General features: G+C 73.9%; 27 protein-coding genes, 1 tRNA gene, 1 other RNA gene and 1 pseudogene. 7 read left to right on the forward strand and 23 right to left on the reverse strand.

From position 1 onward, the window contains the following. Positions 1–3: 3 nt before the first annotated feature. The 3 genes from QQK22_RS12695 to tatA form a co-directional block, all read right to left on the reverse strand. Positions 4–786: a TSUP family transporter gene (locus QQK22_RS12695; RefSeq protein WP_284251291.1), complete on the reverse strand. Its 783-nt coding sequence runs from the start codon at positions 784–786 to the stop codon at positions 4–6. Beyond that, complete coding sequence (gene tatC / locus QQK22_RS12700; RefSeq protein WP_284251292.1) at positions 779–1564, reverse strand: twin-arginine translocase subunit TatC; 786 nt, start codon at positions 1562–1564, stop codon at positions 779–781. Before tatC ends, QQK22_RS12695 begins: the two co-directional genes overlap by 8 nt. Positions 1565–1679: 115 nt before the next feature. Then, a complete protein-coding gene (gene tatA, locus QQK22_RS18880; RefSeq protein ID WP_348525581.1) occupies positions 1680–2030 on the reverse strand; it encodes a twin-arginine translocase TatA/TatE family subunit in 351 nt (116 codons plus the stop codon). Between the two features lie 92 nt (positions 2031–2122). Here tatA and QQK22_RS12710 point away from each other — a divergent pair, with 92 nt between their 5' ends. Together QQK22_RS12710 and QQK22_RS12715 are read left to right on the forward strand one after the other, a co-directional pair. Then, on the forward strand, positions 2123–3142 hold the full coding sequence (locus QQK22_RS12710; protein ID WP_284251293.1) for an ABC transporter ATP-binding protein: 1020 nt from the start codon (positions 2123–2125) through the stop codon (positions 3140–3142). Beyond that, entirely contained in the window at positions 3139–4287 is a 1149-nt protein-coding gene (locus tag QQK22_RS12715; RefSeq protein WP_284251294.1) for an ABC transporter permease, read from the forward strand. Before QQK22_RS12710 ends, QQK22_RS12715 begins: the two co-directional genes overlap by 4 nt. Positions 4288–4430: 143 nt before the next feature. Here QQK22_RS12715 and QQK22_RS12720 read toward each other — a convergent pair whose 3' ends face one another. Genes QQK22_RS12720 through QQK22_RS12740 form a run of 5 tightly spaced genes read right to left on the reverse strand, consistent with a single transcriptional unit; the run spans position 4431 to position 9049 of the window. After that, positions 4431–4799, reverse strand: coding sequence for a hypothetical protein (locus tag QQK22_RS12720; RefSeq protein ID WP_284251295.1), 369 nt, complete (start codon positions 4797–4799; stop codon positions 4431–4433). A gap of 14 nt (positions 4800–4813) precedes the next feature. Further along, positions 4814–5407 (reverse strand): DUF5063 domain-containing protein, encoded by a 594-nt coding sequence (locus QQK22_RS12725; RefSeq protein WP_284251296.1) that lies wholly within the window; start codon positions 5405–5407, stop codon positions 4814–4816. Further along, complete coding sequence (gene recR, locus QQK22_RS12730; protein ID WP_284251297.1) at positions 5400–6008, reverse strand: recombination mediator RecR; 609 nt, start codon at positions 6006–6008, stop codon at positions 5400–5402. The genes QQK22_RS12725 and recR overlap by 8 nt, the downstream gene beginning before the upstream one ends. 3 nt (positions 6009–6011) lie before the next feature. Then, complete coding sequence (locus QQK22_RS12735) at positions 6012–7274, reverse strand: hypothetical protein (protein ID WP_284251298.1); 1263 nt, start codon at positions 7272–7274, stop codon at positions 6012–6014. Continuing rightward, the gene (locus tag QQK22_RS12740; RefSeq protein WP_284251299.1) at positions 7157–9049 is read right to left on the reverse strand and encodes a DNA polymerase III subunit gamma and tau; all 1893 of its coding nucleotides are present in this window, start codon (positions 9047–9049) and stop codon (positions 7157–7159) included. The genes QQK22_RS12735 and QQK22_RS12740 overlap by 118 nt, the downstream gene beginning before the upstream one ends. Positions 9050–9167: 118 nt before the next feature. Between QQK22_RS12740 and QQK22_RS12745 the strand changes: the two genes are divergently transcribed. After that, on the forward strand, positions 9168–9740 hold the full coding sequence (locus QQK22_RS12745; protein ID WP_284251300.1) for a YdeI/OmpD-associated family protein: 573 nt from the start codon (positions 9168–9170) through the stop codon (positions 9738–9740). Between the two features lie 102 nt (positions 9741–9842). Here QQK22_RS12745 and QQK22_RS12750 read toward each other — a convergent pair whose 3' ends face one another. Together QQK22_RS12750 and QQK22_RS12755 are read right to left on the reverse strand one after the other, a co-directional pair. After that, the gene (locus QQK22_RS12750; RefSeq protein ID WP_284251301.1) at positions 9843–10514 is read right to left on the reverse strand and encodes a response regulator; all 672 of its coding nucleotides are present in this window, start codon (positions 10512–10514) and stop codon (positions 9843–9845) included. After that, positions 10511–11767: a sensor histidine kinase gene (locus QQK22_RS12755; protein WP_284251302.1), complete on the reverse strand. Its 1257-nt coding sequence runs from the start codon at positions 11765–11767 to the stop codon at positions 10511–10513. The genes QQK22_RS12750 and QQK22_RS12755 overlap by 4 nt, the downstream gene beginning before the upstream one ends. A 288-nt stretch (positions 11768–12055) precedes the next feature. Between QQK22_RS12755 and QQK22_RS12760 the strand changes: the two genes are divergently transcribed. Continuing rightward, positions 12056–12808 (forward strand): DUF4352 domain-containing protein, encoded by a 753-nt coding sequence (locus QQK22_RS12760; protein WP_284251303.1) that lies wholly within the window; start codon positions 12056–12058, stop codon positions 12806–12808. A gap of 14 nt (positions 12809–12822) precedes the next feature. Here the strand turns inward: QQK22_RS12760 and ffs are convergent. Then, an RNA gene (gene ffs, locus QQK22_RS12765) (signal recognition particle sRNA small type) lies at positions 12823–12918 on the reverse strand. Between the two features lie 122 nt (positions 12919–13040). Here ffs and QQK22_RS12770 point away from each other — a divergent pair. After that, positions 13041–13125: transfer RNA gene (locus QQK22_RS12770), tRNA-Ser, on the forward strand. Positions 13126–13305: 180 nt separating this feature from the next. Here QQK22_RS12770 and QQK22_RS12775 read toward each other — a convergent pair. The 5 genes and pseudogenes from QQK22_RS12775 to QQK22_RS12790 form a co-directional block, all read right to left on the reverse strand. Further along, positions 13306–14019 (reverse strand): AAA family ATPase, encoded by a 714-nt coding sequence (locus tag QQK22_RS12775; RefSeq protein WP_284251304.1) that lies wholly within the window; start codon positions 14017–14019, stop codon positions 13306–13308. 25 nt (positions 14020–14044) lie between these two features. Beyond that, positions 14045–14473 carry a hypothetical protein gene (locus tag QQK22_RS12780; RefSeq protein ID WP_284251305.1) on the reverse strand — a complete coding sequence of 143 codons (429 nt, stop codon included), beginning with the start codon at positions 14471–14473 and terminating at the stop codon, positions 14045–14047. Between the two features lie 445 nt (positions 14474–14918). Further along, positions 14919–15095: pseudogene (locus tag QQK22_RS19355) on the reverse strand (helix-turn-helix domain-containing protein); the annotation flags it as partial. 105 nt (positions 15096–15200) lie between these two features. Then, positions 15201–16730, reverse strand: coding sequence for a catalase (locus QQK22_RS12785; protein WP_284251306.1), 1530 nt, complete (start codon positions 16728–16730; stop codon positions 15201–15203). Further along, on the reverse strand, positions 16727–17197 hold the full coding sequence (locus tag QQK22_RS12790; protein WP_284251307.1) for a Fur family transcriptional regulator: 471 nt from the start codon (positions 17195–17197) through the stop codon (positions 16727–16729). The genes QQK22_RS12785 and QQK22_RS12790 overlap by 4 nt, the downstream gene beginning before the upstream one ends. Before the next feature lie 83 nt (positions 17198–17280). Here QQK22_RS12790 and QQK22_RS12795 point away from each other — a divergent pair, with 83 nt between their 5' ends. Continuing rightward, on the forward strand, positions 17281–18180 hold the full coding sequence (locus QQK22_RS12795) for a hypothetical protein (protein ID WP_284251308.1): 900 nt from the start codon (positions 17281–17283) through the stop codon (positions 18178–18180). 3 nt (positions 18181–18183) lie between these two features. On the opposite strand, the gene QQK22_RS12800 is transcribed toward QQK22_RS12795, so the two are convergent. The 5 genes from QQK22_RS12800 to QQK22_RS12820 all read right to left on the reverse strand — a co-directional run bounded on the left by QQK22_RS12800 (position 18184) and on the right by QQK22_RS12820 (position 23430). Continuing rightward, positions 18184–18624 (reverse strand): heat shock protein transcriptional repressor HspR, encoded by a 441-nt coding sequence (locus tag QQK22_RS12800; protein ID WP_284251309.1) that lies wholly within the window; start codon positions 18622–18624, stop codon positions 18184–18186. 45 nt (positions 18625–18669) lie between these two features. Then, positions 18670–19692, reverse strand: coding sequence for a DnaJ C-terminal domain-containing protein (locus QQK22_RS12805; RefSeq protein WP_284251310.1), 1023 nt, complete (start codon positions 19690–19692; stop codon positions 18670–18672). Between the two features lie 80 nt (positions 19693–19772). Further along, positions 19773–20396 (reverse strand): nucleotide exchange factor GrpE, encoded by a 624-nt coding sequence (locus tag QQK22_RS12810; RefSeq protein WP_284251311.1) that lies wholly within the window; start codon positions 20394–20396, stop codon positions 19773–19775. Further along, a complete protein-coding gene (gene dnaK, locus QQK22_RS12815; protein WP_284251313.1) occupies positions 20393–22264 on the reverse strand; it encodes a molecular chaperone DnaK in 1872 nt (623 codons plus the stop codon). The genes QQK22_RS12810 and dnaK overlap by 4 nt, the downstream gene beginning before the upstream one ends. 182 nt (positions 22265–22446) lie before the next feature. Next, a complete protein-coding gene (locus tag QQK22_RS12820) occupies positions 22447–23430 on the reverse strand; it encodes a cold-shock protein (protein WP_284251314.1) in 984 nt (327 codons plus the stop codon). Between the two features lie 156 nt (positions 23431–23586). Between QQK22_RS12820 and QQK22_RS12825 the strand changes: the two genes are divergently transcribed. Further along, positions 23587–25092 (forward strand): DUF2252 domain-containing protein, encoded by a 1506-nt coding sequence (locus QQK22_RS12825; protein ID WP_284251315.1) that lies wholly within the window; start codon positions 23587–23589, stop codon positions 25090–25092. Between the two features lie 143 nt (positions 25093–25235). On the opposite strand, the gene QQK22_RS12830 is transcribed toward QQK22_RS12825, so the two are convergent. Both QQK22_RS12830 and QQK22_RS12835 read right to left on the reverse strand, forming a co-directional pair. Further along, complete coding sequence (locus QQK22_RS12830) at positions 25236–26042, reverse strand: SDR family oxidoreductase (RefSeq protein ID WP_284251316.1); 807 nt, start codon at positions 26040–26042, stop codon at positions 25236–25238. Between the two features lie 151 nt (positions 26043–26193). Beyond that, a complete protein-coding gene (locus tag QQK22_RS12835) occupies positions 26194–26922 on the reverse strand; it encodes a GntR family transcriptional regulator (RefSeq protein ID WP_284251317.1) in 729 nt (242 codons plus the stop codon).

The following is a 26922-nucleotide window of genomic DNA, read 5'->3' on the forward strand; positions in this document are numbered from 1 at the left end:
GGTCTACCGACCGGCGAACGCGTCCCAGCCGAGCTTGGCCACCAGGGCCGTCACGACGACGACGAGCACGACGCGCACGAAGCCGCTGCCGCGCGCGATCGCCATCCGCGCACCGATGTAGCCGCCCACCAGGTTCGCGACGCCGACGATCAGCCCGACCTCCCACACGACCGATCCGCTCGGGACGAAGAAGATCAGCGCGCCGACGTTGGTGGCGAGGTTGACGATCTTCGCCAGCGCCGAGGCGTTCAGGAACGCGTAGCCCAGCAGGCCGACCAGCGCGAGCACGAGGAACGTGCCCGTGCCGGGGCCGAGGAGCCCGTCGTAGGCGCCGATGACCAGGCCGATCGCGGCGGCGATCAGACGGTGCCGGGCGCCGTCGAACCGCAGTCGCGTGCTGGCGCCCAGCTGCGGGCGGGCGAGGACGAGAACGAGCACCCCGATCAGCACCGTGATGATGATCGGCGTGAACGCCTCCCGCGGGATCCGGGAGGCGAGGACGGCGCCCCCGCACGCCCCGGCGAGCGCCGCGAGCGCGGCCGGGATCGCCGTCGTGAGATCGGGGCGGACGCGGCGGTAGAACGTCGTCGCGCTCACGGTGGTGCCCATGACCGAGGCGAGCTTGTTCGTGGCGAGCGCGTGCACGGGCGCGGCCCCGGGGCCGAACGCGATGAGCAGGGCGGGCAGCTGGATCAGGCCGCCCCCGCCCACGACGGCGTCGACCCACCCGGCCGCGAGACCGGCCAGCAGGAGGAGCGCGAGGGTGAGGAGGTCGACCTCAGGCAACGGCGGGACCAGCGTCGCCGCCGCCTCCCCGGGCGTCCAGCTCGGCGTCGAGCGCCGCCTCGCGCCTGTCTCGCCGGACGTCGAAGCGGGCACACACGAGGAGGGCGATGGCGTAGAGGCCGCAGATGGGCAGCGCCATGACGATCATCGAGATGGCGTCGGGCGACGGCGTCGCGAACGCCGCGAACGTGAAGATGCCGACGATCGCCCACCGCCAGCCCTTGCGCCAGGTCGAGCCGCGCACCAGACCGGTGGCCGTGACGGCGACCATGAGGAGCGGCAGCAGGAAGGCGAGGCCGAAGATCAGCATGAACTGCATGACGAACGTCAGGTAGTTCGCGGCGTCGATGAGGTTGCTGACCCCGTCGGGGGTCGCGGCCGTGAGGAGCCCGAGGGCGTTGGGGAGCGCGAGCCACGCGATGGTGGCGCCACCGAGGAAGAGCGGGACGGCCGCCGCGACGAACGCGGTGCTCCGCAGCTTCTCGCGGCGGGTGAGGCCCGGGGAGATGAACGCCCAGATCTGGTAGATCCACCACGGGCTCGCGAACAGCACGCCCAGGAAGAACGAGACGCGGACCTTGAGGTCGAAGGCCGACATGGCCTGGGTGAAGTTGAGGTCGGTCAGGACACCGCCGCCCTCGGCGTCGCGGATCCCCTCCGCGACGAGCGTGAAGACGGGCTCGTACAGGAACCAGCCCGCGACGGCACCGACGACGATGCCGACGAGGGCCCAGACGAATCGCTTCCGCAGCTCACGCAGGTGATCCCCGAGGGCCATGCGGCCCTCGGGGTTGCCGCGGCGCGAGCGCGGGTTCGGTCGGCGGGGCGCACCCCGCCGCGGAAGGGTCACCACGGCAGGACGCCCGGCGGTGTTCCGGGCACGGGGGCTCGCGTCAGCGCTGGCCGGAGGCCCCGGGGGGCCACTCACCCTGGTCCGCCGGGGTCCCGGAGGACGGTGACGCCGTCGGGGCGTCGGTCGGACTCGCCACCCCGGGTGGTGTCGCGCCGCCCGGCGTGAACGGCGAGGTCGTCGCGGTCGAGGCGGGCGCCTGGGCGGCACCCGGCTGCGGCGCCGGCGCGACGGGGGTCGCGGGAGCGTCGTCGGTGCGGAGGTCCTTGACCTCCTCCTTGAGGATCTTGGCCGACTTGCCCAGGTTGCGGGCGATGTCGGGGAGCTTCGCGGCGCCGAAGACGAGCAGGACGACGGCGAGGAGCACGAGCAGGTGCCAGAGTTGCGGACGCACGGTGCACCCTCCTTGGATCGATGGTTCTCCCACTGTACGCGCGCGCTGTGGAGAAACCCCACGCCGTCGTGCAACCGCCCTAGGGTGCGGGCATGGCCATCCCACCCCCGCCGAGCGTGCCGCCGGGCAGCCCGCCCGGTCAGGTCCCCGCGACCGCGTCGTCTCCCGGCGGCGGCGCGCCCCCGGCCCTCCACGCCGCGTCGCTGCGCCGCGCGTTCGGTCCGATGGTCGCCGTCGCCGACGCCTCGCTCGCGCTGGCGCCGGGATCGGTGACGGCGCTGGTCGGCCCGAACGGGTCGGGCAAGACGACGCTGCTGCTCATGCTCGCGGGACTGCTGACGCCCGACGCGGGCGAGATCCGGGTGCACGGCATGACGTACGCCGAGCACGGACCCGACGCGCGCCGTCGGGTCGGGTGGATGCCCGACACGTTCGGTACCTGGGACTCCCTCACCTGCACCGAGGTGCTGACCACGTTCGGGGCCGCGTACCGCCTGCCCGCCGAGGTCGCCCGGGAGCGGGCGCTGGGGCTGCTGCAGACCGTGCACCTCGCCGAGTACGCGACGGCGCCGGCACACGTCCTCTCACGCGGGCAGAAGCAGCGGCTCGGCATGGCCCGAGCGCTGATCCACGCGCCCGGGGTGCTGCTGCTCGACGAGCCGGCGTCCGGGCTCGACCCGCGCTCCCGGGTCGACCTGCGGCGCCTCGTGCGCTCGCTGGCCGACTCCGGCGTCGCCGTGCTGGTCTCGTCCCACGTGCTCGTGGAGCTCGACGAGATGGTCGACGACGCCGTGTTCATCAACCGGGGCGCGACGGTCGTCGGCTCGCCCGCGCCTGCCATGGCGCGGTGGCGCCTGACGACGCTCGACGCCGCGGCGCTGACGTCCTGGGCGTCGTCGGTGAACCTCCCGCTCGCCGCGGATCCGGACGAGGCGCCGGTACTGCCGGGGGCGCCGTCGGCGGGGACGTTCGTCGTCTCGCTTCCCGACGAGTCGCAGGCCGCCGCGCTGCTGCGGGACGCCGTCAGGGCGGGCGTGCCGATCTCGCGGATGTCCCCCGCCGGCGGGCGGCTCGAGCAGACCTACCTCGCGATGGAGACGGATCGACGATGACCGGACCTGACACGGGCGCCACGCAGTTCTCGCCTCCCACGGGATGGCCGGCCGCACCCGCGCCGTCGCCCTCGCCGACCCCGGCGCCGACCACGACCCGCGTCCCGCGCGGCCTCACCTGGTGGGGTGTGCGCACCGTGGCGGTGCTCGAGGCGCGCCAGCGCCTGCGCTCCACCCGCTGGAAGGTCGCGCTCGGGGTGTGGTTCGGGATGGTCGCGCTCGTGACCATCGGCCTCGTCGCGGTCATGTATCAGACCGTCGCGACCTACGGCGGCGAGGACGTCGACGTCATGATCGGTCGTACCGTCTTCGGGCTGATCCTCCTGTTCGTGCTGTTCCTGGGGCTGCTGGTCTCTCCGACGCTCTCGGCCACGAGCATCAACGGCGACCGCAACGCCGGGACGCTCGCCGTGCTGCAGGCGACGACGCTGTCGTCCTGGGACATCGCCGTCGGCAAGCTCCTGGCCTCCTGGGGTGCGGCGCTCGCGTTCCTCGCGGCCTCCCTCCCGTTCCTGATCTGGGGGCTGGCCATCGGTGGGACCGGGGTTCTGGCGGCGATCGGAGCAGTGCTGATGCTGGCGGTCATCCTTGCTGTGGTCTGCGCGATCGCCCTCGCGGTCTCCAGCCTCGTGACCCGCCCCGCGGGATCGGCCGTGCTGACCTACGTGGTGGTGGCGGCGCTCTCGGTGGGCACGCTCATCGCGTTCGGACTGTCGACGTTCTTCGTCTCGGGCCAGGAGACGGTGCGCGTCTACGGCTACGACTACTCGAGCGGGAACTCCGACGAGTGCACCTGGTACGAGCAGGAGCAGACCGTGGTGCACACCGAGCGGACGGCCTGGATGCTCGCGCTGAACCCGTTCGTGATGGTCGCGGACTTCACGCCGACCGACGACGAGGGACGGTTCGGCGACCCCCTGAGCGCGATCAGCGCCGGGGTGCGGTTCGCGCAGGCCGGGGCCGAGACGGAGGTCAACCAGTGCTACGGCGAGTCGGCCGAGGCGACCGGCCCCGGCGCGGGGACGCCCTACTGGCCGTGGAGCCTCGGCGCGTACCTCGCGATCGGGGCGGGCGCCGTCGCTCTCACGGCCCGCCGCCTGGCGGTGCCGACGGCGAAGCTCGCCCGGGGTACCCGCATCGCGTAGGGCGCCGGCCCTGTCCGTCGGCTGCGCCCACGGAGGATCGGCTCGCGACGCCCGGTGTGTCGCAGCCGACACATCGGGGAGCGGCCGGACCTGCTGACCTCCCTCGGCGAGCGGCCGACCGTGGCGACGGCCGTCACGAGAGGTCAGCCGGCGACCGACCTCATCCACGTGTCCGCGTCCATCCACGCGACACCGTCCTCGCCCGGCGAACCGAAATCGCCCAGCGCCGTCGGTTCGAGCACGCCGGTGTGCGCGAGGTAGAAGGCGATCTCCTCCGGCGTGCGGTCGCGGAAGAGGTCGTCGTGGTCCCGGGCCTGGGCCGACATCTCGTCCATGCGGATCCCCCGAGCGTGGGTGTCGCCACGCATCCGGTAGGCGATCTCGACGGCGTCGGGCCCCACGGCCTCGATCCGGCACCACTCGAGCCAGCCCTCGTGCTCGCTGCGGTTCCGGGCGAGCACGTCCTCGAGCCCGGCGGCGACGCGCGCGGACCACGACGACACCTCAGGCACCCGGCTCCCCGACCTCAGTCGCGGTGGAGGGCGTCGAACTCCGCCTCCCCGGCGACGTCGTCGGGGACGTCGAGGCGCAGGTGGCCGAGGAGCACGAGCACGACGCGGAGCGCCGAGGCCGCCCGCTCGCCCCAGATCTGGAGGTAGGAGAACTGCCACCACCACAGCGCCTCGGACAGGTTCCCTGCTGCGTGGTGCGCGAGGCCCAGGGTCAGCTCCTGCGCGATCGAGGCGAGGTCGTCCGAGAGCGTGGCGACACCGGTCTCGCTGGTCAGCACCGGGTCGGCGACGTCGGTGTACTCGTCGATGCCGGCGAGTACCTGAGCCAGCGCGGTGCGCAGGGGGTCGACGTCGGCGTCCGGACCGGCGTCCGGCTCGAACCGCTCGGCGGGGACGACGTCGACGATCGCGCCGAGCACCGCGCCGGAGGCGGTGAGGTCCGCCAGCGCCAGGAGCAGCAGCGGGAGCGCTGCCTGCGGCGCGGCACCGGAGGAGATGTCGCCGATCGTGTTGAGGAAGGTCCGCGCCTGCACGGCGGTGCGCTCGGTGATCGCGAGGAGGTCGTCGTCGAGCGCTCCCCCGGCACCCGGTGCGAACGACTCAGGCATGTAGACGCACCCGGCCCTCGAACGCCCGACCGAGCGTGATCTCGTCGGCGTACTCGAGGTCGCCGCCGACGGGGAGGCCGGAGGCGAGCCGTGTGACGGCCAGGCCCATGGAGCCGAGCAGGCGCGAGAGGTAGGAGGCCGTGGCCTCGCCCTCGACGTTGGGGTCGGTGGCGATGATGACCTCGGTGACGGCGCCGTCGGCGAGGCGCGTCATCAGCTCGCGGATGCGCAGGTCGTCCGGTCCGACACCGTTGATCGGGTTGATGGAGCCACCGAGCACGTGGTAGCGGCCGCGGAACTCGCGGGTGCGCTCGATGGCGACGACGTCGCGCGGTTCCTCGACCACGCAGATCTGCGTGTCGTTCCGCCGCGGGTCGAGGCAGATCTTGCACTGATCCGCCTCGGCGACGTTGCCGCACGTGACGCAGAACCGCACCTTGGCCTTGACCTGGATCAGGGCCTCGGCCAGGCGCGCCACCTCGGCCGTGTCGGCCGACAGGATGTGGAAGGCGATGCGCTGGGCACCCTTGGGGCCGACGCCGGGCAGCTGCCCGAGCTCGGCGATCAGGTCGGCGACGGCACCCTCGTAGGCCGTGCTCATCCGCTACCTCCGCACGTCAGCGACGCCGTCGGTGATCTCGTCGATCACCGCGCCGCCCAGCATCTTCACGACCAGTGTGGCACCCATGAGGCCGGATCCCACCGAGGAGACCGACGCGTCGTCGTCGAGGTAGGCGTCGTCCAGCTCGGCCTCGTCCGCGTCCTCCCACGGGGCGGGGGCGGTCGACGGCGTGGCGCGCGCGGGCGTCGTCGTCGCGGACGCGCGACCACGCGCGTGCAGCTCGATGACCGGGGCGAGGGCGGCGTCGTCACCGGCGTCGGACCCCGTCGTCCGGTCGGTGGTGCGCGGCTCGGCGTGAGCCGCCGTGCCGGCAAGCCGAACCTCGTGCTCGGCGCCCTCGATCACCGATCCGTCGGCGACCTCGTCGGCACGCGCCGCGGCGGGCGGGTGCACCACGCTCAGCGGCGCCCGCGCTGCGGGTTCGCCCTCCGCCGGCGTCTCGGCAGGCCGGCGACCGGGAGCGCCCGCGTCGTCGCGATCCGGCCGCGCCTCGCGCTGCGTCGCGGGAGGCGCCTGCGACGCCGGGGCGGGCGCGTCGTCCCAGTCGGCCAGCGCGCGCGCGACGGCCTCGGACACGACGCGGCGCTCGCTCGGCGGGGCTGCCGAGGCCGCGGGTACGGCCGTCGCGGCCGACGCCGCGGCAGGTCGACCCGGCTCGGGGCGCTCGACGACCGGGTGCTCGGTGGTTCGCGAGGGCTCGGAAGACGGACGGGTCGGCGAGGACGGGGTCTCGACGTCGGGGGCGTAGGGATCCTCGACGGGCTCGGGACCCACGTCACCCCACCCGTCGGACGGGGGCTCCTCGCCGAACTCGTCCCCCACCGCTGGGGCGGACGACGCCGTCGCGCTCGCACCGTCCCGTGCGCCAGGGGCGCGACGTCCGCCGTCGTCGCCCCACTGCGGCTCGCGACCCTCGCGCACGGACCCCTCGCCGCCGGCGCCGGGCCCGCGTCTCGCACCGCCGCGGTCGCCGCCGGACGGGGCACCGCCTCCCCCACGCGGTCCGCCGCCGCCGGGGCCGCCGTCGGGGCCGGCGACGTCGACCACCACGCGCAGACGCAGGCCGAGCGTCTCGAAGATCGCCTGCGACAGCACGGACCCGCCGTCGCGCGACGTGAACGCCGAGATCAGCCCCGGCGTCGGGAACAGGAGCGCGACCGTCTCCGCGGTGACCTCGCCCGGCTGGGCGTGCTGCGAGATGAGGGTCCAGGTGGCGCGGCTCGACCCGGCGAGGGTCTCCAGCACCTCGGGCCAGCGGCGCCGGAGCTCGGTGCCGTCCGTCGCCGCGGCCGGCGACGGCGCGAGCTCGTCCCGCGCGGGGGCGCCGGGCTGACCGGCCCCGTCCGCGCGACCCGCCTGCGCGGCACGCTCGCTCGACTCGCTCTGCCCGGGACGTCCGGTCCTGTCCGGGCGACCGCCCTGCTCGCGGTGCTCGCCCGCGCCGTCGCGCCGCTGGTCCGACCGCGAGTGGCGCTCGGGCTGCTCGCGCTGCTGCTCGGGCCGGGCGTCCCGCTCGGGCCGCGCGGCAGGCTCCGGCGACGCCGGTGCCTCCCGCGACCCGTCCGGCTCGGGTCGCGGCCGCGACTCGGCGCGGCAGTCACGCCCGGTGACGCCGGCGTGCGCGGCCGGCCGAGCCTCGGCCCGCTCCCGGTCTGCGGCGTCGACCGGGCGCCGCGCGTCGTCCTGGCGCGCCTCGTCGGGCACCGCCGAGCGGCGCTCCTCGCCATCGCGGGTCTCGGCGGGCGCGCCGGGACCGACCGGCGACGGCGCGCGCGGCGACTGCAGCTCGGGCTCCGCGCGCCGCGGCTCGGGGCCTGCGGCGTCGTCGCGGGCCGCGACTGCCGCGCGGGGGTCGACGGAGCGGCGGGCGGCACGACGGTCGCGATCGGCGCACCGGAGACGGCGGCCTCCCGTAGCCCACCGATCGCGAGCATCGCCCGCGTCAGCACGAGCTCGAGCAGCAGCCGCGGCGACGTCGCGCCGACCATGTCCGTCAGCCCGGCGTTGACGATGTCGGCGGCGGTGGACAGACGGTGCGCGCCGAGAGCCGCCGCCTGCGGCCGCATGCGCTCGACCTCGTCCGCGGGCAGCGCGCGCAGCACCGTCTCGGCCTCGGCGCCGGAGGCGACGATGACGATGAGGTCGCGCAGCCGGTCGAGCAGGTCCTCGACGAACCGCCGCGGGTCGCGACCGCTCTCGACCACGTGGTCGACCACGCGGAAGAGCGCCGCGCCGTCGCCCGCCGCGAGGGCGCCGACGGCGTCGTCGAGCAGCGTGACGGGGGTGAAGCCGAGCAGGGCGGAGGCGAGGTCGTAGGACACGCCGTCGTCCGCCGCTCCGGCCATCAGCTGGTCGAGCACGGACAGCGAGTCGCGCACCGAGCCACCCCCTGCCCGCACCACGAGCGGGAGAACACCGCTCTCGACGGCGATGTGCTCGGCCTCGCACAGCGTGCCGAGGTACCCCTGGAGCACCGCGGGCGGCACCAGGCGGAAGGGGTAGTGGTGCGTGCGCGAACGGATCGTGCCGATGACCTTGTCCGGCTCCGTCGTCGCGAACACGAACTTCACGTGGGCGGGCGGCTCCTCGACGAGCTTGAGCAGCGCGTTGAAGCCCTGCGGCGTCACCATGTGCGCCTCGTCGATGATGAAGACCTTGTAGCGGTCGCGCGCGGGCGCGAAGACGGCGCGCTCGCGCAGGTCGCGCGCGTCGTCCACACCACCGTGGCTCGCGGCGTCGATCTCGACGACGTCCAGGCTGCCCGGGCCGCCGCGCGCCAGCTCGACGCAGCTCTCGCACACGCCGCACGGGGTGTCGGTCGGCCCCTTGGCGCAGTTGAGGCACCGCGCCAGGATGCGGGCCGACGTCGTCTTCCCGCAGCCGCGCGGGCCCGAGAACAGGTAGGCGTGCGTGGCGCGGTCGGCGCGGAGCGCGGCGCGCAGCGGATCGGTGACGTGCTCCTGGCCGATGACGTCCGCGAACGAGTCCGGGCGGTAGCGGCGGTAGAGGGCTGTGGTCACCGGTTCAGGGTAGTCGGGACCACCGACACCGGAGGCGGGGGTCGACGGGCTGGGGACGCCGGTCGAGAGTCGGGCCAGCTGGCGGTGAGATGTCGGAGGGCGCGGCTACGGTCGGGTCATGGGAGCACTGGACGACGGCGCGCGGGTCGCCGCCGCGGACACGGCCGCCTGGCGCGCGTGGCTGGCGCAGCACCACGGCGGCGCGGCCGGGGTCTGGCTCCTGCTGCCGCGCGCGGGCAACCCGACGCCGAGCGTCGACTACGAGAACGCGGTGCGTCAGGCACTCTGCTTCGGGTGGATCGACGGCCCCAAGAAGGCGCTCGACGAGGCCGTGGTCGGCCAGTGGTTCTCGCCCCGCCGGCCGAGCAGCGGTTGGGCCGCCACGAACAAGGCGCGTCTGCTCGAGCTCGAGGCCGCCGGTCTGATCGAGGAGGCCGGCCACCGGGCGATCGAGGTCGCCCGGGCGAACGGGTCGTGGACGGTGCTCGACAACGCCGAGGCGCTGATCGAGCCGCCCGACCTCGCGGCGGCGCTCGACGCCGCGCCTGCGGCGCGCACCGCGTGGGACGGCTTCCCGCCGTCGGCGCGCAAGGTCGGCATCACCGCCGTCGACACCGCGCGGCGCCCCGCGACCCGCGCGGCGCGGATCGCCATGCTCGTCGCCGCGGCAGAGCAGGGCCGCCGCCCCTGAGCACGGACGCGCCGCGTCACGGCGCGCCGTGCAACTCGCCCGGCATCCGCCTCGGCATCCCTCGGGCGCCGCGGTCGCCGTCGGGAGACGCCGCGCCGCCCTTCACCCGGCCGTGGCCACCAGGACCGCGAGCTCCACCCGGTTGGCCGCGCCGGTCTTCGTCAGCGCGGCGGCCACGTGCGTCTTGACCGTCCCCTCGCTCACGAACATCGCGCGCCCGATCTCGACGTTGGAGGACCCGTCCAGCAGCGCCTGGGCGACGTCGCGCTCGCGCTCGGTGAGGGCCGCCAGCCGCCGCCGCGCGTCGTCCCGCACCGACGTCCGCGCCGCCGTGCGCACCTGCTCCATCACCACGCGTGCCGCGCGAGGCGACAGCGCCCCCTCCCCCGCCGCGACCTGCCGCACCGCCGTCACGAGCTCCTCGGGCCCGGAGTCCTTCGCCAGGAACCCGTCGGCCCCGGCGCCGACGGCGTCGAGGATCGAGGGTTCGGTGTCGAAGGACGTCATCGCGAGCACGCCCGGCGGCGACGGCAGCGCCTTGAGGTCCCGCGTCGCATCGATGCCGCTGCGCCGCTCCATCCGCAGGTCCATGACGACGACGTCGGGGTGGTGGGCGGCGACGGCGCCGAGCACCTCGTCGCCGTCGCTCGCCTGACCGACCACCGCGATGCCCTGCGCCTGCAGGATGCGGCCCAGCAGCGTGCGGATCATGGGGTCGTCGTCCACCAGGAGCACGCGGGGCGAGCGGGCGCCGTCGGGCGCCGCCGTCGTCACCGCACCACCCACGGCAGCTGGCCGCGCACGACCCACACCTGCCCGTCCTGACCGGCCCACAGCTGCCCGCCGAGCGCCTCGGCGCGCTCCCGCATACCGATGACGCCGGCGCCGGCACCCGTGAGGGCGAGCCCGTGGGCGTGAGACGACGCGCGGTGGTCCGCACCGCCGTCGTGCGCCCTGGTCCAGTTGGCGACGACGATCTCGACGCCGACACCCGACGTCGCGCGGACCGCGAGCCGCACGCCGGCACCCGGGGCGTGCTTGAGCGCGTTCGTCAGCGCCTCCTGCACGATCCGGTACACGGCACGGGTGAGCGCCGGTGGTGGATCGGCGCCGATGAGGACGATGTCGTCGGCGATCGCGACGCCGGCGCCGCGCGCGTCCGCCACGAGGCGGGGCAGGTCCGCGAGGGTCGGCTGCGAGCCGGTGTAGCCCTGCGTCTGCGAGTCGCGCAGCGTCGAGATCAGCCCGCGCATCTCCTCCAGCGCGCGGTGGGCCGACTTGCGCACGGCGCGCGCGCTCTCGGGGACGGAGGGATCCGTCGTCGTGACCTCGAGCACGGCCGCGTGCAGCGAGACGATCGAGAGGTGGTGGGCGACCGTGTCGTGCATCTCGCGCGCGATCAGCTCGCGCTCCTCCTGCCTGTTCAGCTCGCCGCGCAGCAGGGCCGCGGACCGTGCCTGGGCCCGGGCGCTGACGCGGGCACCCGCGGCGCTGGCCCGCAGCCGACGCACGGCGCCCGCCCCGACCGACGCCGCGAGCAGCACGACGCCGAGGATCACGTAGCCCCACCACGTCATGACGAGCACCTCGCCGGTCGCCTGCACCGTCGAGGTGAACAGGATGCCGGGGGCCTCGCGCACCGCGTCGCGCCCCAGCGTCACTCCGGTCACGGCGGCGGCGAGCGCGGTGCACCACGCGGCGCGCCGCAGCGGCGCGACGGCGAGCACCCACGGCAGCACCACCAGCGTGCCGAGGGGGTCGAGCGGCAGCAGGAGGGCTGCGCCGGCGTTCACCAGGAGCACGACGAGCGGTGCGCGCCGCCGCCAGATCATCGACGCACCGGTGCCGAGCGCCGCCATCGTGGACAGTGCGGACCATGCGAAGAGCGGGGCCGAGTCCTGGTGCGCGAGCCCCTGGAAGGCGCTGAAGATGACCCCGGCGAGCGCGACGCTGAGCACGGCGCCGATGGTCCCCAGGTGCCCGAGGACGCGACGCCACCGCGAGGGGTGCGCTCCGCCGTCGGGCATCGGCGCCGGCTGCCACGACGGCGACGACCCGGGCCACCCCGCGGACGCAGCGCCGCCCGGCGGCGTCGGAGCGGGCCGCGGCGATCCGTGCAGGATCGGCGTCGAGCCGGGGGCGGGGTCACGGCTTCACCGTAGGTGCGGCCGCCGACATCCGCCTGCTCCGACCGGCCACGCCGCGCGCCCCGGAGATCCGCCGACCGGCGCACCGGACCTGGCCGGTCGGCAGATGTGGCGTGGGAGCGCGCCGCGGGAGCGTGAGGCATCCGCCCCACACACGAGGAGACCACCGTGCAGAGCAACCCGTTCGACCCGCCCCAGTCCTTCGCCCAGCAGGGTGGCGCGCCGGCGCCGCAGGGTGGGCACGCGCCGCAGCAGCCGTACGCGACGCCGCCCGGCCAGCAGCCGCCGGCGCCGCCGGCCCCGCAGGAGCCCCGGAAGCGCAGCTGGTTCGCGCGCCACAAGATCCTCACGGGGCTGGGTGCGCTCGTCGTCCTGGGCGTCGTCGGAGGGATCGCCGGCAGCGGTGGGGACGACGACGGCGGAGGCACCACCCCGTCCGCCGACACCCCCGCGACCGCATCCGCCGACGGCGAGGAGGCCGCGCCGTCGGACGCGACGGAGCCGGCCGAGCCCGACGCGCCGGAGGTCGCCGGGATCGGCACCGCCGTGCGCGACGGCAAGTTCGAGTTCACCGTCACGGGCGTCGAGTCCGGCGTCCCCTCGATCGGCAACGACGTGCTCGGCACGACGGCGCAGGGCCAGTTCGTCCTCGTGTCGGTCGGTGTCGCGAACATCGGCGACGAGGCGCAGAGCTTCCTGGGGGACAACGCCACGCTCGTGGACGACCAGGGGCGTGAGCACTCGGCGGACTCGACGGCCGCGATCTACCTCGAGAACTCCGAGTCGCTCTACACGCAGATCAACCCGGGCAACGCCGTCGACACGGTCGTGGTCTTCGACATCCCCGCGGTCGCCGTGCCGACGGCGGTCGAGCTGCACGACTCGATGTTCTCGGGCGGGGTGACCGTCTCGCTGCAGTGAGCCGGGTCCGGGCATGAGAGGACCCCCGCACACCCGTCAGAGCTCACCTGCCCTTGCTGCCTTCCGGCCCTGGGGGAGTTCAGCGAGATGACGCCGCACGAGGGGTCGACCACCACGATACCCGACCCCGCGACCCGGCCGGAGCGAGGTCGGGCGGCCGCGAGGGGTGACGCCGGACCGCCGTCGGGCCGATTCGGACCAGCGCGCCGGGTCGGGTACCCTCGGTGGGCCAGGAGGATTCGCCTAGTGGCCTATGGCGCACGCTTGGAAAGCGTGTTGGGTGAAAGCCCTCGGGGGTTCGAATCCCCCATCCTCCGCCGTGTGATGTCTCAGGACATCGCGAGCGCCGGGACCCGCGAGGGTCCCGGCGCTTCTGCGTTCTCGGGCCGGTTCCCCGGCCGCCGAGCGTGCTGATGCGCTCTCGTGGGGAAGTTTTGGACGCCCCTGTCGTCCGGAACTTCCCCACGAGGAGCCCGGCCCGGCGGAGGACGCACGCGTCAGGCGTCGCCGTCGCCCCCGACGTACCGCTCCGGCGCCGCGAGGAACCCGCGCCACCCCCGCACGAGGTCGAGGTCGTCGTAGTCGCAGCTCCGCAGGCCCCACTCCCCCACCTCGATCAGATCGGCGCCGGGGAAGGCCGCGATCACGGGCGAGTGCGTGGAGACGACGACCTGCGACCCCGCCGCCACCTGCTCCCGCAGCAGAGCCACCAGCGCGAGGCAGCCCGAGAGGGACAGCGCGGCCTCCGGTTCGTCCAGCAGCCACAGCCCGCGCAGCCGCCACCGGTCGGAGACCAGGTCGAGAAAGGACTCGCCGTGGCTGCGCTCGTGCAGGCGCTCGGGGAACTCCGACCTCTCGAGGTAGCTGTAGAACGCGTGCATCGTCTCCGCCCGCAGGAAGAACCCCTTCTTCGAGGCACCAGCGCCGCGCACCACGCGCAGGTGTTCTCCCAGCGACGACTCGCTCGGTCGCGAGGCGTGCTGCGCCCCGGTCGAGCCGCCCTCGGCGTTCAGCCCGTAGGCGATCGCGAGCGCCTCCACCAGCGTCGACTTCCCCGACCCGTTCTCCCCGGTGATCACGGTGACGGGCCCGAGCTCGAGCCCGTCGGTCAGCACCTGGCGGACGGCGGGCAGCGTCGCGGGCCAGACGTCGGGCGGCGCGACGGCGAGCGGATCGGCCTCGATCCGCCGGACCGGGAGCGCGGCTCTCATGGGCGGCACCTCGTCCGAGGCGGCATCAGAAGATCCCGACACTTCCCAGGAGGTCGCCGCACGCATCGACGATGCGTCTCGCCTCGGCCGGTGCGTCGTCGACCTCGGACACCGTCGCGGCGTCCCCGGCGACCTGGGGATACTCGAGCTCGTTCCGACGCCGCCGGAGCACGGCGAAGGGACGCATCCCATCTCCGAACTGCGCCACCGCTGCGCGTTCGACGGCGAGATGGCCGCCGCGGCTGGTGGGGCGCAGGCCTTCCTGCTGCAGCACGGCCGAGAGTGCCTGGCGAGCGGCGTCGTAGGCGAGGACGTACGCCGAGTCGGCATCCGTCGTCGCGAGCGCCTCGGCGCTCAGGAGCGTGCGACTCGCTCTCGCCAGGAGCGGAACGCCGTCGGACGCCGCGCCGACCACCTGCTGCAGCTCTCCGTCGGCGAGCAGCCGCTCGATCACAGGCGCGCCCCGGGTCCACCTCGTCGTCCGGCTCCCCCTCGGTCCGCTCCCGCGACACGACGACCACGTGCGGAGCGGACCGTATCTCGGCGGAGAGGGGGTCCGCAGCCTCTCCCCAGCTCTCCGACGTCCTGATGACCGGGTTGACCTCGATGGCGAGCCGGCGCGCCGAGCGATCGGCGGCGTCGTAGACCTCGGCCCTCGCCACGTCCCCCACGACCAGGACGTCGACGTCCTGCGGAGGTCGTCCAGCTTCGCCGAGGTAGCGCGCCGCCCAGGACCCGAAGATCAGCACGACTTCTGCCCCGAGGTCGGAGAACTCCTCGGCCATGATCTGGCGCGGACCGAACGTGACGGCGACGAGGTCGGTGAGTGCGCGTGCGCCGGGATGGCCGGTCGCCGCGCGGACGAGGCGGTTGCGGCCGAGACTCCTACTCTCCACCACTCCCGCCTCCTCCAGACGCGCGACCTCACGATGGACGGTCGAGAGCGGGACCGCGAGCCGCTGCGACAGCTCGCTGAGCCCGAACTCGTCGTCCGGGTGCAGAAGAACGGTGGCGAGCATCTCGGCCTGCGCTCGCGACCGAAAGATCGGGAGCAGCGGAGGAGGCTGAGTTCTCATAGACGGAAGATATCTTCCGCTCAAGGGAAACAACAACGGTCGCGGACGACCGAACCCCCGCGGCCGGTGGGCCCCGGGGGTTCGGTCACACACGCGTGAGGAGGATCAGCCCTGCGTCACCAGGTCCTCGTCCACCTCGGTGCTCGGCGAGGAGTTCCCCGCCGTGCCGAGCTCGCCGCGACGCAGTGCCTCGCGCACCACGGTCTCCACGCGGGAGCCGAGCTCGGCGTCGACGTTGCTCCAGTACGCCAGCGCCTTCACGAGGATCGGCTCGGACACGCCCCCGAGCAGGTGCCCGGAGATGTTGCCGACGAGGCGGTCGCGCGCCGCGTCGTCGAGCACCTCGCGCACCAGCGTGCCGGCCTGGCCGAAGTCGTCGTCGGCCTCGCGCAGCGTGTAGGCCTGGCGCACGAACTCGGAGTCGGTCGTCCAGGAGTCGGTCTCCGTGACGGCCGAGGGGTCGGCGTGCGGGCCGCCGTAGCTGTTCGGCGCGTAGACCGGGCGGTCGGCCGGGTAGTTCTCGGTCCGCATCGCCCCGGCCTGGCTGTAGGAGCTCGCCGGCACCTTCGGCGCGTTGACCGGCACGTGGGAGTAGTTCGCGCCGATGCGGTAGCGGTGCGCGTCCGCGTAGGAGAACACGCGGCCGAGCAGCATCTTGTCCGGCGAGAGGCCGATCCCCGGCACGAGGTTCGACGGCGCGAACGCCGCCTGCTCGATCTCCGCGAAGAAGTCCTCCGGGTTGCGGTTGAGCTCGAGCGTCCCGACCTCGATGAGCGGGTAGTCCTTCTGGGACCAGACCTTCGTCAGGTCGAACGGGTTGAAGCGGTAGTCGTTCGCCTCGTCGTAGGGCATGACCTGCACGTGCAGGGTCCACGTCGGGAACTCGCCCCGGTCGATCGCCTCGACGAGGTCGCGGCGGTGGTAGTCGCCGTCGACCCCGGCCATCTCGTCGGCGTCGTCCTGGCTGAAGAACTCGATGCCCTGGTCGGTCTTGAAGTGGTACTTGACCCAGAACTTCTCACCCTCGGCGTTGACCCACTGGAAGGTGTGCGAGCCGAAGCCGTCCATGTGGCGCCACGTGCGCGGGATGCCGCGGTCACCCATGAGCCACGTGACCTGGTGGGCGGAGGCGGGCACCTGCGTCCAGAAGTCCCACTGCATGTTGTTGTCGCGCAGCCCGGTGTCGCTGCGGCGCTTCTGGCTGTGGATGAAGTCGGGGAACTGGATGGTGTCGCGGATGAAGAACACCGGGGTGTTGTTGCCCACGAGGTCGTAGTTGCCCTCGGAGGTGTAGAACTTCAACGCGAAGCCGCGCGGGTCGCGCCACGTGTCGGGGCTGCCCTGCTCACCTGCGACGGTCGAGAACCGCGCCAGCATCGGCGTCTCGGTGCCGGGCTGGAACAGCGCAGCCTTCGTGTAGCGCGAGACGTCCTTGCTCACGCGCAGGGTGCCGAACGCGCCGCCGCCCTTGGCGTGCACCACGCGCTCCGGCACGCGCTCGCGGTTGAAGTGCGCGAGCTTCTCGATCAGGTAGTGGTCGTGCAGCAGGATCGGGCCGTTCGGGCCGACGGTGAGCGAGTTCTGGTCGCTCCCGACCGGGGCTCCGAAGTCGTTGGTCGTGCGAGGGGTGCTCATACCGTTCCTTCCTGCAGGGGTGACGCCGCAGCCGGGGTCGGCTCGGGCGCGTGGTGCTGGCACCGGGAGCAGAGCCCCCAGTAGGTCACCTCCGACTCCGCGAGCGCGAAGCCGTGGTCGATGGCGGGCTGGAGGCACACCGTGTGCCCGACGGCGCAGGGCACGTCCACGATGAGGCCGCACCTCCGGCACACCAGGTGGTGGTGGTTGTCGCCGAGGTCGAGCTCGTACCTGGCGCTCCTGGCCCCGGTGGGGTCGACGCGGCGCACGAGCGCGGCGTCGGTCAGCGCGTTCAGGACGTCGTAGATCGCCTGGGTCGAGACGGAGTCCAGGCTCGTGCGCACGTCGCGCGCGATCTCCTCGGCGCTCGCGTGCGGCAACCGACGCAGCGTCGCCACGACGGCGAGGCGGGGCCGGGTGGCACGCAGGCCCCGATCCCGCAGCAGCGCCGTGTCGAGAGCCTCCATGACCGCGACGGTACGGAGATATCTGGAACGTTTCCAGTATGGGGACCCTCACCTCCTGCCTCACCCGACCTACGCTGACCCGTATGAGCGCCTACCCCGACTACCTCCCGCTCGGCCCCGCCCCGCGCCCCACCAGCGGCGAGGAGCTGCACGCCCGCGTGGTCGCGACCGCGCGACAGCAGGGGTTCGGCGGCGCGTTCGAGGCCGGTATGGAGGCGATCCTGGCCGGCACGACGATCGTGCTCGACGGCGACGACGTCGCCTCCGCCGCGGTGGACGCGACCGGCGTCGTGATCCCCGAGTCGGCCCTGACGTCGACCGATGCACACGACACGGCCGATCTGGCCGACTCCGCCAACCTCGAGAACCTCCCCGCCGTCGTCGGCGAGACGCCCGGGATCCTCCGCGTCGGCACGTTCCGCGCCCACCCGCTCACGGTGGCCGACGTCGCGATCGACGTCGACGCCGAGGTGCGCGACCTGCCGATCCGCTGGATCGACGCGGCGGACGGGAGCGTCGGCGTCGAACCCCTGCCGCCCACCGAGGCCGCCCCCGTGACCGGCCACCTGCGCATCAGCGCGCCGCAGCAGGCGGTGGTCGACGCCGTGCGCCGGATCGCGACGGCGCAGGCGGCCGCGCAGGGCCTGACGCTCGTCCGGCTCGACGTCGAGCTCACGTCGGTGGGTCCGCGCGAGGTGAGCCTGCGCGCCGAGGCGAAGCTGCGGCGCGGCATCCTGTCGGCCTCCGCGCACGCCACCGGCCGGGCGTCGGTCGACGACGCGCTGGTGCTGCGGTTCGCCGACGTGAGCCTGGGGAGTGCGAACCCCATCGTGGCGGGGCTGCTCGCCGTCGCGCGCGGGCGGGTGCGCGAGGCGACGGCGCGGCCGATCGACCTCGCGGAGCAGCTGCCGCCCGGCGTGCGCGTCAGCGGCGTGCAGCTCGAGGCCGGGGAGCACCTGCGCCTGAGCGCCCGGCTCAGCTGAGTCTCAGCGCCCGGGCCGCCAGAGCACGAGCGCGCCCGAGGTGCGCACGACGCCGGAGCCGGCCTCCGCCGTCGGGCGCGTGCGGGCGCGGCGACCGCGGGGGACGGACTCGACGTCGCCCGTGGTGCTCGCGGCGAAGACGCGCGAGCCGGGGTCGATGACCGACCGGAGGCCCTCGAGCGCCGCGAGCAGCGCCGCGTTCTCGCGCTGCAGCGCCAGGATGCGGCTGATGCCCTCGAGGTTGACCCCCTCGAGTGAGAGCCGCTGGACCTCGCGCAGCGCTGCGACGTCGCGCAGCGAATAACGACGGCCGCGCCCCGCGGTGCGGTGCGGTACCACGAGGCCGAGGCGGTCGTACTGGCGCAGCGTCTGCGCGTGCATCCCGGCGAGCTCGGCCGCGGCGGACACGGTGAGGACCGGGGCGTCGTAGGACCTGTCGGCCATCGCTGCTCCTCCCTTCCCGTGTCCGTCGCTCGAGCGGCGGGCTTCCTAGTGCGCGGCCGAGCCGGCCAGTCCCGAGCGCGGGTCGGCGTCCGCCGTCGCCTCGGCGAACGCCTCGACGGCGGCGCGCGCCGCGTCGCTGAGCCGCTCGGGGACGGCGACCTGGATGGTGACGATGAGGTCGCCGTCGCCCTTGCTGCTGCGGACGCCCTTGCCGCGCACCCGCAGGCGCTTGCCCGACGGCGAGCCCTCCGGCACTCGCACGCGCACCGATCCGCCGTCGAACGTCGGCACCGTGATGGTCGCACCGAGCGCCGCCTCCGCGAAGGTGACGGGCACGGTCAGGGCGAGGTTCGCGCCGTCGATCGAGAAGACCGGGTGGGGCGAGACGGTCACGGCGACCATGAGGTCGCCCGGCGCGCCGCCGTGCTGACCCGGGCGGCCCTTGCCGCGCAGGCGGATCTTCTGACCGTCACGCACCCCGGCGGGGATGCGGACCGTCGTCGACCTGCCCTCGACCGAGACCGGCATCTCGCCGCCCTCGACCGCGAGCCGGAACGGCAGCGTGAGCGTGGCGTTCAGGTCGGCGCCCTGCTCCGGTCCGCCGAAACCGGCGCGACGCCGGCCGCCGGGGCCGCCGGCCCCGGGCGCACCCCCGCCGAACATCCCCGAGAGGATGTCCTCGAAGCTGCCGGCACCGGCGCCGCCGAAGCGGCCGCCGCCGGGCGCACCGCCCGGCGCCCCCTGGCCGCCGCCGAACACCCCGCCGAACAGGTCCTCGAAGCTCGCACCGCCCCCGGCGCCGCCGGCCCCCGCGGTGAAGCGGGGACCGCCGCCGGCCATGGCGCGCAGGCCGTCGTACTGCTTGCGCTGCTCGGGGTCCGACAGGACGGCGTACGCCTCGCCGATCTCCTTGAACCGCGCCTCCGCCTTCGCGTCGCCGGGGTTCTGGTCCGGGTGGTGGGTCCGGGCCAGCTTGCGGTAGGCCTTCTTGACAGCGGCGTCGTCGGCGTCCTTGGGCACGCCGAGCATGGCGTAGAAGTCCTTCTCCAACCAGTCCTGGCCGCTCACGGGCGCCTCCTCACGTCATCCATCGGGTGTCGGGAAACCTCTCGGCGAGAGTCAGCAAACCTCTCGCGGATCATGGTGGGTCACTCGGGGCCGGTGACGCCCACGCGCGCCGGGCGGATCACGGCCGTGCCGCGACGGTAGCCGGGCTGGGCCACCATCGTGATCGTGGTCGCCGTGGCCTCGGCCGACGTGGCGTGCATGAGCGCCTCGTGGTGGGCGGGGTCGAACTCGTCGCCCACCTCGCCGAACCGCTCGACGCCGAACCGCGAGCTCAGCACCTGCTCGAGCTTCTCGGCCACCGCGAGGAACGGTCCCGTGAGGTCACCGTGCTGGCGGGCCAGCGCGATGTCGTCGAGCACCGGCACGACCGCCTCGACGACGTCGGCCGCCCCGCGCTCGCGCGCCGCCGCCTCCTGCTCGCGCGACCGCTTCACGAACGCGTTGTGGCGCTGCTCGGCGTTGTAGGCGTCGGCCTTGGCGCGGGCGAGCTGGTCCTGCAGGTCCAGCACCTCGGCGGCCCGGGCGTCCTCCGCGGGAGCGGCCGCGCCCTCGGCGTCGCCCTCACCCGCGGCACCCGACGGCGGGGCGGTGCTCTGGTCCGCCCCGCCGTCGGCCGCGTCACGGCGCTCGTACGTCTCCGGATCCATGCGCCGCTTGTCGCGGATCACGGGCTCCGGCTGCTCCTCGTACGAGGCGCCGCTCACTTCTTGTCGTCCTCGTCCTCGACGACCTCGGCGTCCACGACGTCCTCGTCCGCCGGGGCGTCCTGCGGCTGGGCCCCAGCGGCACCGTCGGCACCCGCGGGGGCGCCGTCGGCGTCGGCCTGGGCGTAGAGCGCCTGGCCGATCTTCTGGCTGACCTCGGACAGCGTCGCGGTCGCGGACTTCACGGCCTCGACGTCGGTGCCCTCGAGCGCGGTGCGCACCCCGGCGACGGCCTCGCGGACCTCGGAGGCGACGTCCTCGGGCAGCTTCTCGGCGTTCTCGGTGAGCAGCTTCTCGGTGGAGTAGGCGAGGTTCTCCGCGGTGTTGCGGACCTCGGCCTCCTCGCGGCGCGCGGCGTCCTCGGCGGCGTGCGCCTCGGCCTCCTTGATCATGCGGTCGATCTCCTCCTTCGGGAGGGCCGAGCCACCGGTGATCGTCATCGACTGCTCCTTGCCCGTGCCACGGTCCTTGGCGGACACGTGCACGATGCCGTTCGCGTCGATGTCGAAGGTCACCTCGATCTGCGGCAGACCGCGCGGCGCCGGCGCGATGCCGGTCAGCTCGAACGTGCCGAGCGCCTTGTTGTCCGCGGCGAAGTCGCGCTCACCCTGGTAGACCTGGATCAGCACGGAGGGCTGGTTGTCCTCGGCCGTGGAGAAGACCTCGCTGCGCTTGGTCGGGATCGCCGTGTTGCGCTCGATGAGCTTCGTCATCACGCCGCCGCGGGTCTCGATGCCGAGCGAGAGCGGCGTGACGTCGATCAGCAGGACGTCCTTGCGGTCACCCTTGATGACGCCGGCCTGGAGCGCGGCGCCGACGGCGACGACCTCGTCCGGGTTCACGCCCTTGTTGGGCTCGCGGCCGCCGGTGAGGCCCTTGACGACCTCGGTGACGGCGGGCATGCGGGTGGAGCCACCGACGAGCACGACGTGGTCGATGTCGTCGACCTTGATGCCGGCGTCCTCGATAACCTTGCGGAACGGTGCCTTGGTGCGCTCGAGCAGGTCGGAGGTCATCTGCTCGAACTGGGCGCGGGAGAGCTTCTCCTCGAGGTGGATCGGGCCGTTCTCCGTCATGGAGAGGTACTGCAGCGAGATCGTGGTCGACGTCGCCGAGGACAGCTCCTTCTTGGCGGTCTCGGCGGCCTCGCGCAGGCGCTGCAGGGCGATCTTGTCCTTGGACAGGTCGACGCCGTAGGCGTTCTTCACCTGGCTGACGAGCCACGCGACGATGGCGGCGTCCCAGTCGTCACCACCGAGGCGGTTGTCACCGCTGGTGGCGCGCACCTGGATGGTGGAGAAGTCGTCCTCGTCCTTGCCGACCTCGAGGAGCGAGACGTCGAACGTGCCGCCGCCCAGGTCGAAGACCAGGATGAGCTCGTCCTCCTTGCCGCGCTCGAGGCCGTAGGCCAGCGCGGCCGCGGTCGGCTCATTGACGATGCGCAGCACGTTGAGGCCGGCGACCTGACCGGCGTCCTTCGTCGCCTGGCGCTCGGCGTCGTTGAAGTAGGCCGGGACGGTGATGACCGCGTCGGTGACGGGCTCGCCCAGGTAGGACTCGGCGTCCTTCTTCAGCTTGCCGAGGATGCGCGCGGAGATCTCCTGCGCGCTGTAGGACTTGTCGTCGATCGCCTGGGTCCAGTCGGTGCCCATGTGGCGCTTGACGGAGGAGATCGTGCGGTCGACGTTCGTGACGGCCTGACGCTTGGCGACCTCGCCGACGAGGACCTCGCCGGACTTGGAGAACGCGACGACGGACGGCGTGGTGCGCGCGCCCTCGGCGTTCGCGATGACGGTGGGCTCGCCGCCCTCGAGGACCGAGACGACGGAGTTGGTGGTTCCGAGGTCGATGCCGACTGCTCGTGCCATGTCTGTACTGCTCCTTCCGGACGCCGCCACGGATCCCGCGGGCGTCCACCTTGAGTCTGCCGTGCTCAAGTCTGCGCCCCCGGGTCGGAGCCGTCAAGTGAACTTGAGCCTGCCTGACTCAACCTCGATGGCGTACGAGCTATTCCGTCAGCTCGGCGGGCGACCGGACCCCCGCCACGCGTTCAGTCGAGCTCGACCCGGTCCGCCTGGGGGCCGCGGTCGCTCTGACGGACCTGGTACCGGACGCGGTCGCCCTCCTGCAGCCCGTCCACGCCGCGCACCCCGGAGATGTGGACGAAGAGGTCGTCCCCACCCGCGTCGGGGACGATGAACCCGAATCCCCGGTCGACGTCGAACCGCGCCACGACACCCGACCCGCCGCGCACGGGGGCGGATCGGTCCGGGCGCTGCCGGTCCGGGCGCTGCCGGTGCCCCGCCGGAGCGCCACGCCCGGCTCCCGCGGACGGACGGCGTGAGCCGCCACCCACGATGTCGACGTCGCGGGCCAGCGGGCCGCGGTCGCCGTCCACCACGGCGAAGGTCACACGATCCCCCTCGAGGAGGTCTCGCACTCCCGAGCGCAGGGCCTTCGCGTGCACGAACACGCTGTCGCCCCCGGCGTCGGGCTCGATGAAGCCGAAGCCCTTGACGGCGTCGAAGAAGGTCACGCTGCCGTCGGCGCCGTCCGAGCCGGCCGACCCGGCCGAGCGCGCCGCGCCGGAGGCACCCCCGGCACGCTCCGCGAGCGGCAGCACGTGGTCCGCCTGCGGCCCCTTCTCGCCGTCGACCACGAGGAACGCGACCCGCTGCCCCTCGCGGACCACGCCCCCACCCACGATGGCGGAGCTGTGCACGAAGACCTCGGTGCCGTCGTCCTGCGCGAGGAAGCCGTACCCCTTGGTCGACTCGTACCAGGTCACCGTGCCGAGCACCCCGAGCGCGGAGTCGGCCGGAAGATCACCGGTGACCCGCACGCGCCTGGCCTGGGGGCCCCGGTCGGACTCACCGACCTCGAACTCGACCTGCTGACCCTCGCGGAGCCCGCGGTCGGCGTCGGCCCCGACGATCTCCGACGCGTGGATGAACAGGTCCTCGGCACCCCCACCGAGGTCGATGAAACCGAAACCCCGGTCGGTGTCGAACCAGCGGACGACTCCCTGCGGCACTGTGCACTCCTTCGTCGGATCGATCTGTCGTGACGGACGGACGTCGATTCTCCCCCACGCCTCGATGCCGGACGAGCCCCCGGCCCCCGCGCACGACCCCTCTAGACTCGAGCCCCGTCTCCGTCGACCGGCCAGCACCCCAGAAGGCGAGCACGCGTGCCCCAGTTCACCCCGCTCCTGCGCCCCTTCACCGGCAGCGACCCCGTCCACGGCGCCACGTCGCTGCGCACGCGGCTGGTCAGCCGCACCGAGCGCGAGGCGATCGGTCGCGCGATGCGCGACTCCCGTCCGGTGAGCGCGCTGGGCGGGTGGGACGTCGTCGCGGACCGCCCGCTCGCCGTCGACCTCATCGAGGCCTCGCACGCGGGCAGGCTCGAGCACCTCGTCCCCGTGCGCGTCGCGCGCATGGTCGGCTCGCCGTACGGATTCCTGCGCGGGAGCGCGGTGGTGATGGCCGACGACGTCGCGCGCCTGCCCGTCTCCGGCATCACCCCGGTCATCGGTGGCGACGCGCACCTGGGCAACTTCGGCTTCTACCGCTCCCCCGAGGGCGAGCTCGTGATGGACATCAACGACTTCGACGAGGCGCACACCGGCGCGTGGGAGTGGGACCTCGCGCGCCTGACGGCGTCCATCTGGGTCGCCGGACGCGAGAACGGGCTGACCGAGGAGAACTGCCGCACCAGCGTCGAGGCGTGCGTCCGCTCCTACGCGGGCGAGGTCGTGCGGCTCGCGCGCATCCCCCTGATCACGCGCTCATTCGAGCGGATGGACGTCACGCACCTCGACGACGCGGCCACCGACCCCGGCCTGCGCGAGAAGATCCGCCGCGCCGCGAAATCGGCCCGCAAGCGCACGAGCGACCGCGTGCTGCCGAAGCTGACCGCCCAGAACGCGCGGGGCGAGCGCGAGATCGTCCCCGACCCGCCGCTCGTGGAGCGCCTGGACGACGCCGCCGCGGAGGCCGTGGCCCGCGGCCTCGACGACTACCTCGTCAGCCTGCCCGCGCAGTGGCGCCGCGTGCTCGCCTGGTACCAGCTGGCCGACGTCGCGCACAAGGTCGTGGGGGTGGGGAGCGTCGGGCTGCGCGCCTACGTCGCGCTGCTGGAGGGGACCTCGCCCGACGACGTGCTGTTCCTGCAGCTCAAGCAGGCGCGGCGCTCCGTGCTGGCGCGGTACGTGCACGGCGAGCACGCCTGGCACGACCACCAGGGCCAGCGCGTGGTCGAGAGCCAGCAGGCGCTGCAGACCGTGTCGGACCCGCTGCTGGGGTGGACGTCGTTCGGCGGCGACCAGTACTACGTGCGCACCTTCCGCAACATGAAGGGCACGGTGCCGCTCGACGGCCTCGACGCCGCCGCGCTCGCCGACTACTCGGCCATCGTCGGCACGCTGCTGGCGAAGGGGCACGCGCGCACGTCCGGCGCGTCGATGATCGCCGCGTACCTGGGGGACGACGGCGGGGCGGACGCCGATGGCGACGACGCGGCGGGCGCGGGGGCCGAGGCCGCGGCGCAGGCGTTCGCCGCGTTCGCGCGCGGCTACGCCGACCAGACCGAGGCCGACCACGCCACGCTCGTGGCGGCGGTGCGCGCGGGCCGGCTGCCCGTCGCCGAGGGCTGCACCGGCTCGGCGTTCCGCCCGGGCGACGTCCGCAACTGAGGCGGCCGCCACGCCGTCGACCCGGCGCCGGGGACGAGCGAGCCGCTCGCGGGGAAGTTCCGGACGTGCGGGGCGTCCGGAACTTCCCCACGGGACGCGCGCGGCGGGGCTGCGCAGCACGGGCGCGCGGCGCGCGGCGCGCCTCAGATGATCAGCGACTGCCCGCCGTCGATCCACATCTCCGACCCCGTGATGTGGCTCGAGGCGTCCGAGGTCAGGAACGAGACCAGGTCACCCACCTGGGCAGCCGAGCCGGCCTCGTCACCGGTGAGCGGGATCTCGCCGTCGGGGAACGACGCGCGCACCCCGAGATCACCCACGCCGCGGTGCTCGGTGTTGTCGCCGATCTCGGTGTCGATCGCACCGGGGCAGATCACGTTGACGCGCACCTTCGCCGACGCGAGCTCGACCGCGATCATCTTCGCGAACGCCACCTGGCCCGCCTTGCTCGAGGAGTACGCCGAGGCGCCCGTGTTGCTGAACGTGCGCGTGCCGTTGATCGAGGAGACGATCACGACGGCGCCGCCCCGCACCTTCAGCAGCGGCACCGCGTACTTCACCGTGTGGAACGTGCCCGTGAGGTTGGTCGCGATCGTGTCCGACCACTCCTGCGGCGTCAGGTCCTCGAGCGAGGCCCACACCCCGTTCACCCCGGCCGAGGCGACGACGACGTCGATCCGCCCCAGCTCGTCGGCCACGCGCTCGAAGGCGACCCGCACGGAGTCGGCGTCCTCGACCTCGACCGCGAGCGGCAGCGCCCACCCGCCGGCCGCGCGCACCTCCTCCGCGGTGCTCTCCGCCGTCGAGAGCGAGTGGCCCACGACGACGACGCGCAGACCGTCCGCCGCCAGCCGCAGCGCCGCGGCGCGCCCGATCCCGGATCCCGCACCGGTGACGACGGCGACCCGGGTGCCCGCCCCGTCGTCCGTCCGCTGGTCCTCGTGGCTCACACCGTCTCCGTCCGTCGATCTCACCGGCGCCCGACGGCACCGGTCCTCACGACCGTAACCCCGCGCGGCGCCACCGGTCCGGACCGGTCCCGCGCCGCCGCACCGCCGGACGTCCCGACCCGGGGGCCGAGCGCGCCGAGCGTCGGCGACGTCAGCGGCCGCTGAGCGACATGTGCACCTGGTAGCGGTCGCCGCGGTACCAGGACGTCACGTGCTCGACGGCGCGACCACCGGCGCTCGAGGTGCGCAGGAAGACCATCACGGGCGCCCCCGCCTCGACGTCGAGCGCGGCGGCGAGATCGCCGTCGGCCACCTCGGCCCACGCCGTCTGCTCCGCGTGGTCGATCCCGACGCCGTACTCGCTCGCCAGCAGCGCGTACAGGGATCCGGTGAGGTCGTGCTCGCCGAGCTCGGGCGCCACCTCGGGCGAGTACCAGCCCGTCTCGAGCGCCATGGGCTCCCCGCCCGCGAGCCGCAGGCGCTCGATGCGCCAGGCGCGCGCACCGTCGGGCAGTCGCAGCGCCGCCCGCGCCTCGACCGGGGCGACGGCGAACGCCACCTCACGCACGAGCGTGGACGGGACGAGGCCCCGCCGTCGCACGTCGTCGGTGAACGAGGCCAGGTGCAGCGTGGACTGCACGCGCGGGCCGACGACGAACGTCCCCTTGCCGTGCACCCGGTACAGCACGCGCTCCTCCACGAGCCGGCCGATCGCCTCGCGCACGGTGGCGCGGCTGACGCCGTGCTCGGCCATGAGGTCGCGCTCGGAGGGGATCGCGTCGTGGGGGCGCCAGTCGGACCCGACGCGCGCCAGGAGCACCGCGCGCAGCCGCGCGTGCTTGGTGAGCTCCTCGCCCGAACCGTTCACCTTCGTCCCCAC

The organism is Litorihabitans aurantiacus (assembly GCF_030161595.1).
Taxonomy (GTDB): domain Bacteria; phylum Actinomycetota; class Actinomycetes; order Actinomycetales; family Beutenbergiaceae; genus Litorihabitans; species Litorihabitans aurantiacus.

Bases quoted from the DNA above. Each gene is read 5' to 3' on its own strand.
- tatC (WP_284251292.1), bottom strand. From the start codon at position 1,564: ATGGCCCTCGGGGATCACCTGCGTGAGCTGCGGAAGCGATTCGTCTGG.
- QQK22_RS12715 (WP_284251294.1), top strand. From the start codon at position 3,139: ATGACCGGACCTGACACGGGCGCCACGCAGTTCTCGCCTCCCACGGGA.
- QQK22_RS12795 (WP_284251308.1), top strand. From the start codon at position 17,281: ATGAGCGCCTACCCCGACTACCTCCCGCTCGGCCCCGCCCCGCGCCCC.
- recR (WP_284251297.1), bottom strand. From the start codon at position 6,008: ATGAGCACGGCCTACGAGGGTGCCGTCGCCGACCTGATCGCCGAGCTC.
- dnaK (WP_284251313.1), bottom strand. From the start codon at position 22,264: ATGGCACGAGCAGTCGGCATCGACCTCGGAACCACCAACTCCGTCGTC.
- QQK22_RS12745 (WP_284251300.1), top strand. From the start codon at position 9,168: ATGGGAGCACTGGACGACGGCGCGCGGGTCGCCGCCGCGGACACGGCC.
- QQK22_RS12725 (WP_284251296.1), bottom strand. From the start codon at position 5,407: ATGCCTGAGTCGTTCGCACCGGGTGCCGGGGGAGCGCTCGACGACGAC.
- QQK22_RS12790 (WP_284251307.1), bottom strand. From the start codon at position 17,197: ATGGAGGCTCTCGACACGGCGCTGCTGCGGGATCGGGGCCTGCGTGCC.
- QQK22_RS12755 (WP_284251302.1), bottom strand. From the start codon at position 11,767: ATGCCCGACGGCGGAGCGCACCCCTCGCGGTGGCGTCGCGTCCTCGGG.
- QQK22_RS12710 (WP_284251293.1), top strand. From the start codon at position 2,123: ATGGCCATCCCACCCCCGCCGAGCGTGCCGCCGGGCAGCCCGCCCGGT.
- QQK22_RS12785 (WP_284251306.1), bottom strand. From the start codon at position 16,730: ATGAGCACCCCTCGCACGACCAACGACTTCGGAGCCCCGGTCGGGAGC.
- QQK22_RS12775 (WP_284251304.1), bottom strand. From the start codon at position 14,019: ATGAGAGCCGCGCTCCCGGTCCGGCGGATCGAGGCCGATCCGCTCGCC.
- QQK22_RS12800 (WP_284251309.1), bottom strand. From the start codon at position 18,624: ATGGCCGACAGGTCCTACGACGCCCCGGTCCTCACCGTGTCCGCCGCG.